At 71.8% G+C, this 11264-nt stretch carries 12 protein-coding genes; 10 read left to right on the top strand and 2 right to left on the bottom strand.

Features of this window, described 5'->3' with window-relative positions; translation table 11 throughout:
* Nucleotides 1–6: 6 nt before the first annotated feature.
* Complete coding sequence (locus AB0B33_RS25100; protein WP_360776052.1) at nucleotides 7–981, top strand: alpha/beta hydrolase family protein; 975 nt, start codon at nucleotides 7–9, stop codon at nucleotides 979–981.
* 28 nt (nucleotides 982–1009) lie between these two features.
* Nucleotides 1010–2224, top strand: coding sequence for a lipase family protein (locus tag AB0B33_RS25095; protein WP_360776049.1), 1215 nt, complete (start codon nucleotides 1010–1012; stop codon nucleotides 2222–2224).
* A 3-nt stretch (nucleotides 2225–2227) separates the two neighbouring features.
* Here the strand turns inward: AB0B33_RS25095 and AB0B33_RS25090 are convergent, their stop codons facing one another.
* Nucleotides 2228–2875 (bottom strand): cutinase family protein, encoded by a 648-nt coding sequence (locus AB0B33_RS25090; protein ID WP_360776047.1) that lies wholly within the window; start codon nucleotides 2873–2875, stop codon nucleotides 2228–2230.
* Between the two features lie 181 nt (nucleotides 2876–3056).
* Nucleotides 3057–3725, bottom strand: a complete 669-nt coding sequence (locus tag AB0B33_RS25085; protein ID WP_360776045.1) for a TetR/AcrR family transcriptional regulator — start codon at nucleotides 3723–3725, stop codon at nucleotides 3057–3059.
* A gap of 80 nt (nucleotides 3726–3805) precedes the next feature.
* On the opposite strand from AB0B33_RS25085, the gene AB0B33_RS25080 reads away from it, so the two are divergent.
* From AB0B33_RS25080 to fgd, 8 genes are all read left to right on the top strand, one after another.
* On the top strand, nucleotides 3806–4999 hold the full coding sequence (locus AB0B33_RS25080) for a helix-turn-helix domain-containing protein (protein ID WP_360776042.1): 1194 nt from the start codon (nucleotides 3806–3808) through the stop codon (nucleotides 4997–4999).
* A gap of 216 nt (nucleotides 5000–5215) precedes the next feature.
* On the top strand, nucleotides 5216–5983 hold the full coding sequence (locus AB0B33_RS25075) for an SDR family oxidoreductase (RefSeq protein ID WP_360776039.1): 768 nt from the start codon (nucleotides 5216–5218) through the stop codon (nucleotides 5981–5983).
* Complete coding sequence (locus AB0B33_RS25070; RefSeq protein WP_360776036.1) at nucleotides 5980–6858, top strand: SDR family oxidoreductase; 879 nt, start codon at nucleotides 5980–5982, stop codon at nucleotides 6856–6858. Before AB0B33_RS25075 ends, AB0B33_RS25070 begins: the two co-directional genes overlap by 4 nt.
* The gene (locus tag AB0B33_RS25065; protein ID WP_360776034.1) at nucleotides 6858–7598 is read left to right on the top strand and encodes an enoyl-CoA hydratase family protein; all 741 of its coding nucleotides are present in this window, start codon (nucleotides 6858–6860) and stop codon (nucleotides 7596–7598) included. The genes AB0B33_RS25070 and AB0B33_RS25065 overlap by 1 nt, the downstream gene beginning before the upstream one ends.
* Nucleotides 7588–8451, top strand: a complete 864-nt coding sequence (locus AB0B33_RS25060; RefSeq protein ID WP_360776031.1) for a CoA-transferase — start codon at nucleotides 7588–7590, stop codon at nucleotides 8449–8451. The genes AB0B33_RS25065 and AB0B33_RS25060 overlap by 11 nt, the downstream gene beginning before the upstream one ends.
* Entirely contained in the window at nucleotides 8448–9179 is a 732-nt protein-coding gene (locus AB0B33_RS25055) for a CoA-transferase (RefSeq protein ID WP_360776028.1), read from the top strand. The genes AB0B33_RS25060 and AB0B33_RS25055 overlap by 4 nt, the downstream gene beginning before the upstream one ends.
* The gene (locus AB0B33_RS25050; RefSeq protein WP_360776026.1) at nucleotides 9176–10231 is read left to right on the top strand and encodes a nitronate monooxygenase; all 1056 of its coding nucleotides are present in this window, start codon (nucleotides 9176–9178) and stop codon (nucleotides 10229–10231) included. Before AB0B33_RS25055 ends, AB0B33_RS25050 begins: the two co-directional genes overlap by 4 nt.
* A gap of 2 nt (nucleotides 10232–10233) precedes the next feature.
* A complete protein-coding gene (gene fgd / locus AB0B33_RS25045; RefSeq protein ID WP_247025167.1) occupies nucleotides 10234–11238 on the top strand; it encodes a glucose-6-phosphate dehydrogenase (coenzyme-F420) in 1005 nt (334 codons plus the stop codon).
* The last annotated feature ends 26 nt before the right edge of the window (nucleotides 11239–11264 follow it).

Below are 11264 nucleotides of genomic sequence, written 5' to 3'. Positions count from 1 at the left end.
GTCGCGATGAAGCGATTGGCTTTGCTGGCGTTGTCGGCGGTGCTCCTGCTCGCCGGCGGCGGCGTCGCCCCGGCCCAGGCGGCCCCGGCGGTGGCCGACGACGGTGCGAAGGTCGTCTCGGAAACCTGGCTGGACGCCCGGACCGTCGACCTCAAGATCAGTTCGCCCGCGCTCGGGACCACCGGGATGGTCCGGCTGATCGTGCCGGCCGGCTGGGCGGCGCAGCCGAGCCGGACCTGGCCGGTGCTGTTCCTGCTGCACGGCTGCTGCGAGCCGGTCGACTACAAGTCGTGGGACCAGTTCACCGACGTCAAGGCGTTCACCGCGAACAAGGACGCGCTCGTCGTGATGCCGACGGACGGGCCGGCCGGGATGTACACCAAGTGGTGGAACTTCGGCCTGAGCGGTACCCCGGACTGGGACACGTTCCACACCGCCGAAGTGCGCCAGATCGTCGAACGCGGGTACCACGGGGGTACCCGACGGGCGGTCGCCGGGTTGTCGATCGGCGGGTACGGCGCGCTCGCCTACGCGTTCAAGCACCCGGGGATGTTCGGCGCGGCCGCGTCCTACAGCGGCGTACCGAACACGCTCTTCCCCGGCATCCCGGTCTGGATCATCGGCATCCTCGCCCGGGCCGGCATCTTCAACTACCTGCAGCTGTGGGGCGACTCCTTCGGGATGCGGCCGCTCTGGTCGGCGGGCAACCCCTACGACCACGCCGACCAGCTGCGCGGTACGGCGCTCTACATCTCCTGCGGCAACGGGCAGACCGGCCCGCTCGACCCGCCCGGCCAGTCCGACGTCCTGGAGCCGTCGGCGCTGCTGTCGTCGCAGAGCTTCACGGACCTGCTGCGCTCCAAGGGGATTCCCGCGACCGTCGACTACTACGGGCCTGGCACGCACAGCTGGCCGTACTGGCAGCGGGCCCTGCACAACTCGTGGCCGGTCCTCGCCGGCGCACTGGGCCTTCCGGCCTGATCTTCCCGTTCGACCGATGGAGGTTGTGGTGAAGTCCGTCCACGTGCGACAGCTGGTGTCGGCGCTGGTGAGCTGCTGCCTGGTGGCGCTGGGGGTGGTGGCCGCGAGCCCGCCCGCCGGCGCGGCCGCCGCCCCGATCCTGCCGGGGCCGTTCGACGACTCGTTCTACACCCCGCCGTCGCCGCTGCCGGCCGGGAAACCCGGGGACGTGCTGCGCTGGCGGCCCACGGTCCCGCTGCTGAACGCGGCCAACGCCGACGCCTGGCAGGTGATGTACCTCTCGACCAACGCCCAGGGCCGTCCGGACGCGGTGACCGGGACCATCCTGGTGCCCAAGGGGAAGGACCCCGCGGCGGCGCCGATCGTCGGGTACGCGGTGGGTACACAGGGCCCGGCGTTCAAGTGCACGGCGTCCAAGGCGATGGAGCGGGGCACGCTGTACGACCAGCCGGCCATCAACGACTCGCTGTCCTCGGGCTACGCGGTCGCGGTGACCGACTACGAGGGCTACTCGCCGGCGACCGTGCCGACCTACATCACCGGGCAGTCGATGGGCCCGGCCGTGATCGACTCGGTGCGGGCGGCGCAGAACCTGCCGTCCGCCCGGCTGGCGAAGAGCGCCAAGGTGATCTTCCAGGGCTACTCGCAGGGCGGCGGCGGGGCGATGTGGGCGGGGGAGAAGCAGCCTTCGTACGCACCGGAGCTGAACCTCGTCGGCGTCGTCGCGGGCGGCGTCCCGGCCGACCTGACCGAGGTCGCCAAGGGCCTCGACGGGTACATCGGGTTCGGGTTCCTCGCGTTCGCCGCGGTCGGGCTGGACGCGGCCTACCCGGACCTGAAACTGGATTCGTTCCTCAACGACACCGGCCGTCAGCAGTTGTCCGACGCCAAGAAGAACGCGTGCGTGGCGGAACTGCTGCTGAACTATTCGTTCAAGAAGATCAGTGATTACACGACGTCGAATCCGCTGGCGACCCCGCAGTGGCAGGCGCGGCTCGCGCAGAACAAGCTGGGCGCGAACCCGCCGCGGGTGCCGGTGTTCCAGTACCACGCGAGCACCGACGAAATCGTCAACACCCCGCAGGCGGAGACGCTGCACCGGACGTACTGCGCGGCCGGCGTCCGTGAGCAGTGGAAGACCTACATCTCCGACCACGCGACAGGAATCCTGGCGGGCAACGCCGACGCCCACCAGTGGATCGTCAACCGCTTCACGGGGGCGGCGGCGCCGTCGAACTGCTGACGATCAGACCTTCGCGGCGGCGAAGGCTGCTGCGTCGGCGGCTTTGTTCCCGTAGCTCAGGTGGGCCAGGAAGTTGAACCCGCCCGCCTGGCAGATCGGGTCGCCGGTGGCGCAGTAGTCCTTGGTGCGGCTCTGGTAGGTGCCGGTGACCTGGCGGCCGAGCGCGCGGATCGGGTTGCCGAACAGCAGGATCGCGGCGATCCGGGGCGCGAGCTCCGCGGGGATGGTCGCGACGATCGGGCCGCCGACGACGGCGCCGTCGCTGCTGATGCCGATCGAGTTGTCGACGACGTTCGCGCCCTGGGAATAGCCGACCAGCACGAACCGCTGCTGCGGGCAGGCCGCGGCCTGGGCCTTGACGTGGTTGACCAGGTCCGTGTTGCCCTTCTGCACGGACGCGGGCTCGCCGAGGTCGGCCGGGTAGTCCACCCGGTAGCTGCTCAGCGTGCGCGGGCGCAGCGAATTCTGGACCGCCTGGTAGACGGGGTCGCCGACGATGAACCCGAGCGTGCCGGGTTCGCCGGTGCCGCGGGCGACCGGGACGTCGATGTCGGTGCACGGCGCGGCGGACGCCGCCGGCGCGGCCGCGACGCTCAGACCGGTGATGGCGATACCGAGTGCGGCGGCGGCGGAAAACAAGCGCGTTTTCATGGCTGATCAACACCTCTTCGCGGGAAAACGGGTTCGGCAAGCGCTTTCCGGGTGGATCGGAAATGCATTTCGGCGCTTGCGGGTAACGGCAGCGTCGCAGTGGCCGCCGACCGCGGCAAGAGTCAATTGCGAAGGCCGGCGGGAATTGTCCGGCGGGTGACAACCAGTCCGGTGTGGATGCTCAGGTGGCGCACTGGCGCGCGTCGTCGACGCGGTCGAGCAGCGCCGGGTCGAGGCCGCGCAGCGCGGCCAGGACGAACCCGGTGGCCAGTTCGCCCGCCGCGATCGGGTCGACGCCGGGGGAGTGCGAAACGTGCATCGCGGCGCGGCCGACGAGGCCCACCATCATCGCGGCGAGCAGGTCCGCGCCCGGGCCGGGCGTGCGGCCGTGGGCCAGCAGGTGCTCGTGGATCCGGCCGAGGACGTGTGTGGTGACGGTGTCGGCCAGCGCGCGGCGCTCGTTCGACATCTCGTCGACGGCGGAGTCGAACAGCAGCCGGAAGCTGTCCGGGTGGGCGCCGGCGTAGCCGAACATCGCCATCACCGAGAGCCGCACGCGCTCTTCCAGTGGCCGCGCGCTCGCGGTTTCGTAGGCGGTGAGCACCCAGTCCCGCAGCGCGGCGACTTCGCGGGTCACGGTGGCGCGGAAGAGGGCCGCTTTGTCCCCGAAGTGGGCGTAGAGCGTGGGTTTGGTGGAGTCGGCGCGCTCGGCGATCAGCCCCATGGTGGCCTGGGCGTAGCCGCGCTCGGCGAAGACCGCGCGGGCGGCGTCGAGCAGTTCGCCGTCGGTGGGCCGGGCGGCCGGGCTGCGGCGAGCGCTGGATCGATCAGGACGACTCGGCCGGCTCATGGAGGTGTACTGTACGGTCCCGCTGCTTTACCGTCCGGTAAAGCTCGTTCCGTCGCCCGTCCCCGGTGGAGGAACCCTTGGTGTCCCCCGAAAGTGCCCGGCCACGCGTTCCGGCTCACCGGGACGACGGCGAAGAGATCCTCGGGAGGAGCGAGCTGGCGGCGCTCATGCGTCCGGCCCTGCCGGCACTGGTGGACTGGATCGTCCAGGAGGTGTGGCGGGTCGTCCCGGTCTACGCCCGGCCGGGGGACGGGTCCTACGGCCGCGTGACCCGGCACGGCGTCGAGTGCGCGGTCGCGCTCTTCGTGGACCTCGTCGAGGACCCGCGGGCGCCGCGCGACCGGCTGTACGCGACTTGCCACCGGCTCGGTGCGGGCGAAGCCCGCGAAGGCCGGATGCTCGACGACCTCCAGGCGGCGTACCGCGCCGGCACCCGCGCGGGCTGGCGCTGGATCATGCGGCTGGGCCGTCGCCACCGGCTGTCGTCGGCGGCGATGGCGCGGCTGGCCGAGATGCTGTTCGGCTACGCGGACGAGCTGGCCCGGATGTCGGCGCAGGGCTACCGCGAGGCGCGCGCGGAGATCGACGGCACGCGGGCGGGCCTGCGCCGCCGGCTGCTGCGGCTGCTCGTCGGCCCGGGCACCCTCCCGGAGCCGGTCCTCGCCGAGCTCGCGGCCGCGGCCGGCTGGCCCGTCCCCGGTTCGGTGGTGGCGATCGCGGCGGAGACGGCGGCCGGCACGTCGTGGGGTCCCGAGGTGCTCACCGACCTCGAACCCCCGCAGCCGTACCTGCTCCTGCCCGCCCCGGCCGCCGCCGGCGCGCTGACCCGCCTCGGCACGCGCGTGGCGGTCGGCCCGGCGACGGACGTCGCTTCGGCGGCGGACTCCCTGCGCTGGGCCCGCACCGCCCTGCGCCTGGTGGCCGACGGCGCGCTCCCGGACGTCCCGGTGACGTGGTCCGCGGAGTACCTGACCACGCTGTGGCTGCTGTCCGACGCGCCCCTGGCGGACCAGCTGGCCGACCGCGAACTGGCCCCGCTGGCGCAGTTCCCGGACCGCACGCGGCGGCGGCTGGGCGAGACGCTGCTGTCCTGGCTGCAGAACGGGGGCAACTCGGAGAAGATCGCCGTGGAGCTTTCGGTGCACCCGCAGACGGTGCGCTACCGCGTGCGGCAGCTGAAGCAGGCGTTCGGGGAGCGGCTGGAGGACGCCGACGCCCGGTTCGCGATGCAGGCGGCGTTGCGCGCTTCGGGGCTCAGGTCGCGGCGAGCCTGACTGTCGCCGGAGCCGCGCGGGCGAGTGTCGTGAACGACTCGTTCATCGCGTCCGGTGATACGGCGCCGGCAAGGTTGGATCGGCGCGGCCGGTCCGGCGGTCCGGATGTCATGAAAGACCCTTTCACCTCGCCGGACGCGGTGAACGACTCGTTCATGAGATCCGGACCGGGCACGCCACCTTGCCCAAAGCGAGAACGTGTTCTAGTTTTGTGACGTGAAGACCGATCTGGGCCTGGCCGGTGCCGTGGTGCTGGTCACCGGCGGTGTCCGTGGCGTGGGCCAGGGCATCTGCAACGTGTTCCTGGCCCACGGGGCACGCGTGATCACCTGCGCGCGGCGCGAGGCACCCACCGACGCCGAATTCGTCCAATGCGATGTCCGGGACGACGGGCAGGTCGCCGCGCTCGTCGAGGGGATCGTCGACCGGCACGGGCGGCTCGACGTCGTCGTGAACAACGCCGGTGGGGCGCCCTACGTCCCGGCCGCGGAGGGCTCGCCGCGGTTGCACGAAAAGATCGTGCAGCTCAACCTGCTGGCCCCGCTGCTGGTCTCGCAGCACGCCAACGCCGTGATGCAGCGGCAGGACGACGGCGGCTCGATCGTGATGATCTCCAGCGTCAGCGGGACGCGCGCCTCGCCGGGGACGGCGGCCTACGGGGCGGCGAAGGCGGGGCTGGACAACCTGACCGCGAGCCTGGCCGTCGAGTGGGCGCCGAAGGTGCGGGTCAACGGGCTGGCCGTCGGGATGGTGCGGACCGAGCAGTCGCACCTGCACTACGGCAGCGAAGCCGCGGTCGAGGCGGTCGGGAAGACCGTGCCGCTGGGCCGGCTCGCCGAACCCCGGGAGGTCGGCGCCTGTGCCGCGTTCCTGGCTTCGCCGCTGGCTTCCTACGTCTCGGGCGCCACCCTGCGCGTGCACGGCGGCGGTGAGGTCCCGGCCTTCCTCGCCGCGGCCGACGTCAACCATCGGGAGGATTCGTGAGCGGGTTGTGCCAGGACCGGGTGGTCGTGGTGACCGGAGCCGGACGCGGGATCGGGCGCGCGCACGCCCTCGCGTTCGCCGCCGAAGGGGCGCTGGTCGTGGTCAACGACGTGGCCGGGGACGCGACCGCCGAGGTCGTCGCCGAGATCGGGGAACGCGGCGGGAAGGCGGTGGCGAACACCTCGGACATCGCCGACTGGGCCGGGGCCGCGGAACTGATCGGCGCGGCGCTGGAGACCTTCGGGCGCCTCGACGTGCTGGTCAACAACGCGGGGTTCGTCCGGGACCGGATGCTGGCCAACCTGGACGAGGACGAGTGGGACGCGGTGATCCGCGTGCACCTGAAGGGACATTTCGCGCCGTTGCGGCACGCCGCCGGGCACTGGCGGGCCGAGGCCAAAGCGGGCCGGCCGCCGCGGGCGCGGGTGATCAACACCAGTTCGGGCGCCGGGTTGCTGGGCAGCGTCGGCCAGGGCAACTATTCGGCGGCGAAGGCCGGTATCGCCGGGTTGACCGTCGTGGCGGCGGCCGAGCTGGCGCGGTACGGGGTGACGGTGAACGCGATCGCGCCGGCCGCGCGGACGCGGATGACCGAAGGGGTCTTCGCGTCGATGGCGAGGCCCGAGAGCGGCTTCGACGCGATGGCGCCGGAGAACGTCTCGCCGCTCGTCGTGTGGCTGGGCAGCGCGGAATCTTCGCACGTCACCGGCCGGATGTTCGAGGTCGAGGGCGGCAAGGTGTCCCTCGCGCAGGGCTGGCGGCACGGCCCGGCCGTGGACAAGGGGGAGCGCTGGGACCCGGCGGAACTGGGCCCGGTCGTTGCCGACCTGCTCGAGCGCGCGCCCGAGCCCGAACCCGTCTACGGAGCGAGCTGATGGGCATCCGCACCAAGCGCGACGCGCAAGTCGAGGTCGTCACGGTCGACTTCCCGCCGGTCAACGCGCTGCCCGTCCAGGGCTGGTTCGACCTCGCCGACGCGCTCACGCGGGCCGGGCGCGACCCGGACGTGCACGTCGTCGTCCTGCGCGCCGAGGGGCGGGGCTTCAACGCGGGCGTGGACATCAAGGAGATCCAGCGCAGCGCGGGGTACGACGCGCTCGTCGGCGCGAACCGGGGCTGCTACGCGGCTTTCGGCGCGGTCTACGACTGCGAGGTGCCGGTCGTCGCGGCCGTGCACGGCTTCTGCCTCGGCGGCGGCATCGGGCTGGTCGGCAACGCCGACGTCGTCATCGCGTCCGACGACGCCACTTTCGGTGTCCCCGAAGTGGAACGCGGGGCGCTCGGCGCGGCGACGCACCTGGCCCGGCTGGTGCCGCAGCACCTGATGCGCACGCTGTACTTCACCGCCCGCACCATCACCGCCGCCGAGCTGCACGCCCACGGCTCGGTGTACCAGGTCGTGCCCCGCGCCGAACTCGACGACGCGGCGATGGCCGTCGCCGCCGACATCGCCGGGAAGGACCCGCGCGTGATCCGGGCCGCCAAGGAGGCGTTGAACGGGATCGACACCCAGCAGGTGCACCGCAGCTACCGGTTCGAGCAGGGGTTCACCTTCGAGCTGAACCTGCTCGGCGCGTCCGACGAGGCCCGCGAGGAGTTCTTGAATGGCCGATAAGCGCATGACCGCCGACGAAGCCGCGGCGGAACTGGAAGACGGCATGACCCTCGGCATCGGCGGCTGGGGTTCGCGGCGCAAGCCGATGGCCCTGGTCCGCGCGATCCTCCGGACGCCCGTCAAGGATCTCACCGTCGTCTCCTACGGCGGCCCGGACGTCGGCCTGCTGTGCGCGGCCGGCAAGGTCAAGCGGGTCGTGTTCGGGTTCGTCACGCTGGACTCGATCCCGTTCGACCCGTGGTTCGGCCGGGCGCGGGAGACCGGCGCGATCGAGGTGACCGAGTACGACGAGGGCATGTTCGGCGCCGCGCTTTCCGCGGCGGCGCAACGGCTTCCGTTCCTGCCGATGCGCGCCGGGCTCGGGTCGGAGGTGATGCGCGCGAACCCGGACCTGCGGACCGTGCGCTCGCCGTACGCCGACGCCGAGGAACTGGTCGCGGTCCCGGCGCGGCACCTGGACGTGGCGCTGGTGCACCTCAACCGCGCCGACGCCCGCGGCAACGCCCAGTACCTCGGGCCGGACCCGTACTTCGACGACCTGTTCTGCCTGGCGGCGGCGAAACGGTTCGTGTCGGTCGAGAAAGTCGTCGAGACGCCGGACTTGCTGGCGGGCGGGGCGGTGCAGTCGTTGCTGCTCAACCGCGGCAGCGTGGACGGCGTCGTCGAGGCGCCGCGGGGTGCGCACTTCACCACGGCGGCGCCGGACTACGGCCGGGACGAACGGTTCCAGCGCCACTACGCGACGTGCGCGAAGGATCTCGATGCCTGGTCCGGGTTCGCGGACCGGTTCCTCTCCGGTGACGAGCGCGCGTACCTGTCCGAAGTGGACAAGTTCGAGGCGGAGGCGGCATGAGTGCGACCCGGGCCGAGATCGCCGTGGTGGCGGTGGCCGAGCTGTTCCGCGGCGACGGCGAGATCGTGGCCAGCCCGATGGGCCTGATCCCGCAGCTGGGCGCGAAGCTCGCGCGGCTGACGTTCGAGCCGGACCTGCTGATGTCCGACGGCGAGGCGTACCTGGTCACGCCCGACGGCGTGGTCGAGGGCTGGCAGCCGTTCCGGAAGGTGCTGGACACGATCGTCCCGCACGGGCGGCGGCACGTCGTGATGGGCGCGAACCAGGTCGACCGCCACGGCAACCAGAACATCTCCGCCATCGGCGACCACGCGCACCCGAAGAAGCAGCTGCTCGGCGTGCGCGGCGCGCCCGGCAACACGGTCAACCACCGCACCAGCTACTGGGTGCCGAGGCATTCCCCGCGGGTGTTCGTGGACGCCGTGGACGTCGTTTCCGGTGTCGGCTACGACAACGCGGCCAAGGCGGGGCCGTCCGCCGAGAAGTACCACGACGTCCACCGGGTCGTCACCAACCTCGGCGTCTTCGGCTTCGGCACCCCGGACCACTCGATGCGCGCGGTGTCGCTGCACCCGGGCGTCACGCGCGACGAGGTCGCGGCGGCGACCAGCTTCGAGATCGACTTTTCCGGAGCCGGAACCAGCCGCGAACCGACGGCGGAAGAACTGCGGCTGATCCGGGACGTGCTCGACCCGAAGAACTTCCGCGACAAGGAAGTCCCGGCGTGAAGACCGCGCTGACCGACCTCGCCGGCGTCGAGCACCCGATCGTCCAGACCGGCATGGGCTGGGTGGCCGGCCCGCGGCTGGTCTCGGCGACCGCCGAAGCGGGCGCGCTCGGCATCCTCGCCTCGGCCACGATGACCTACCTCGAGCTCGAAGCCGCCATCACGGAGGTCAAGAAGCGCACGGAGAAGCCGTTCGGCGTCAACCTGCGTGCCGACGCCGCCGACGCGGGCGACCGGGTGGACCTGCTGATCCGCGAAGGCGTGAAGGTGGCGTCGTTCGCGCTCGCGCCGCGGAAGGAGATGATCGCGAAGCTGCGCGACCACGGCATCGTCGTGGTCCCGTCGGTCGGCGCCGCCCGGCACGCCGAGAAGGTCGCGGGCTGGGGCGCGGACGCCGTCATCGTCCAGGGCGGCGAAGGCGGTGGCCACACCGGCGGTGTCGCCACGACGCTCCTGCTGCCGTCCGTGCTCGACACCGTCGACATCCCGGTGATCGCGGCCGGCGGCTTCTTCGACGGCCGCGGGCTCGCCGCCGCGCTGGCCTACGGGGCCGCGGGCGTGGCGATGGGCACCCGGTTCCTGCTCAGCAAGGAGAGCACGGTCCCGGACGAGGTCAAGCGCGTGTACCTCGAGCAGGGGCTCGCCGGGACCGTCGTCACCCGCCGGGTGGACGGCCTGCCGCACCGGGTGCTGCGCACCGCGCTCGTCGACAAGCTGGAGCGCGCCGGCCGCGTGAAGGGACTCGCGCAGGCCGCGCGGAACGCCCTCCGGTTCCGGAATATCACCGGACTGTCCCCGGTTGCCATGGTCAAAGAAGGCTTCGCGATGAAGCACGGCAACGATCTCACCTGGAGTCAGCTGGTCATGGCGGCCAACACCCCCATGCTGCTGCGTGCGGGGCTGGTCGAGGGCCGGACCGACGCCGGGGTGCTAGCGTCGGGGCAGGTGGTGGGCATGATCCACGACCTGCCCACGGTCGGCGAGATCGTCGAGGGCACGGTGGCCGAGGCGGGTGAGATCCTGCGGCGCCTCGGCCGGGAAACGGGAGGATGACAGTGGCGCTCAAGGTCGGTTACAAGGCGTCGCCGGAGCAGTTCGGGGCGCGCGACCTGGTCGAGTTCGCCGTGCGCGCCGAGGAGGTCGGCCTGGACTCGGTCTGGGTGGCCGACCACTTCCTGCCCTGGCGGCACGAAGGCGGGCACGCGCCGTGGGCGCTGGCGTTCATCCCGGCGGTGGCGGAGCGGACGAACCGGGTGCAGATCGGCACGAGCGTGCTGACCCCGACGTTCCGGTACAACCCGGCGGTGATCGCGCAGGCGTTCGCGTCGATGTCCCTGCTTTCGGAGGGCCGGGTGATCCTCGGGGTCGGCACCGGCGAGGCGCTCAACGAGATCGCCGTCTCCGGCATGGAGTGGCCGGAGTTCAAGGAGCGGTTCGCGCGGCTGCGCGAGGCGATCACGCTGATGCGCCGCCTGTGGACCGAGGACAACGTCTCGCACGACGGCGAGTACTACAAGCTCGTCGACGCGCGGATCTACGACCGCCCCGACCAGCCGCTGCCGGTGTACATCGCCGCGGGCGGCCCGGTGGTGGCCAAGTACGCGGGCCGCGCGGGCGACGGCTTCATCTGCACCTCGGGCAAGGGCATGGACCTCTACACCGAGAAGCTGATGCCGGCCGTGGCCGAGGGCGCGGAAGCCGCCGGGCGCGAGGTCAAGGACATCGACCGGATGATCGAGGTCAAGATCTCCTACGACCGCGACCCGGAGAAGGCGCTGGAGAACACGCGCTTCTGGGCCCCGCTGTCGCTGACGGCGGAGCAGAAGCACACGATCTCGTCGGCCGACGAGATGGAGCGGCTGGCCAACGAGCTGCCGATCGAGCAGGTCGCGAAGCGCTGGATCGTGGCGTCCGACCCGGACGAGGCCGTGGCGCTGGTCAAGCCGTACGTGGACGCGGGCCTGAACCACCTGGTCGTGCACGGCCCGGGCCACGACCAGGAGCGGTTCCTGAGCCAGTTCTCCGAGGACGTCCTGCCGAAGCTGCGCGAGCTCGCCTGACGTCGTGAGTGTTCAGGCGGGTTAGC

This window comes from Amycolatopsis sp. NPDC049159 (genome assembly GCF_040648295.1).
Lineage (GTDB): Bacteria > Actinomycetota > Actinomycetes > Mycobacteriales > Pseudonocardiaceae > Amycolatopsis > Amycolatopsis pretoriensis_A.
The sequence above is the reverse complement of the archived record's forward strand: the minus strand, read 5'-3'. Positions and strand labels throughout refer to the sequence as shown.

Bases quoted from the DNA above. Each gene is read 5' to 3' on its own strand.
- AB0B33_RS25055 (WP_360776028.1), top strand. From the start codon at position 8,448: ATGAGTGCGACCCGGGCCGAGATCGCCGTGGTGGCGGTGGCCGAGCTG.
- AB0B33_RS25100 (WP_360776052.1), top strand. From the start codon at position 7: ATGAAGCGATTGGCTTTGCTGGCGTTGTCGGCGGTGCTCCTGCTCGCC.
- AB0B33_RS25090 (WP_360776047.1), bottom strand. From the start codon at position 2,875: ATGAAAACGCGCTTGTTTTCCGCCGCCGCCGCACTCGGTATCGCCATC.
- AB0B33_RS25060 (WP_360776031.1), top strand. From the start codon at position 7,588: ATGGCCGATAAGCGCATGACCGCCGACGAAGCCGCGGCGGAACTGGAA.
- AB0B33_RS25065 (WP_360776034.1), top strand. From the start codon at position 6,858: ATGGGCATCCGCACCAAGCGCGACGCGCAAGTCGAGGTCGTCACGGTC.
- AB0B33_RS25085 (WP_360776045.1), bottom strand. From the start codon at position 3,725: ATGAGCCGGCCGAGTCGTCCTGATCGATCCAGCGCTCGCCGCAGCCCG.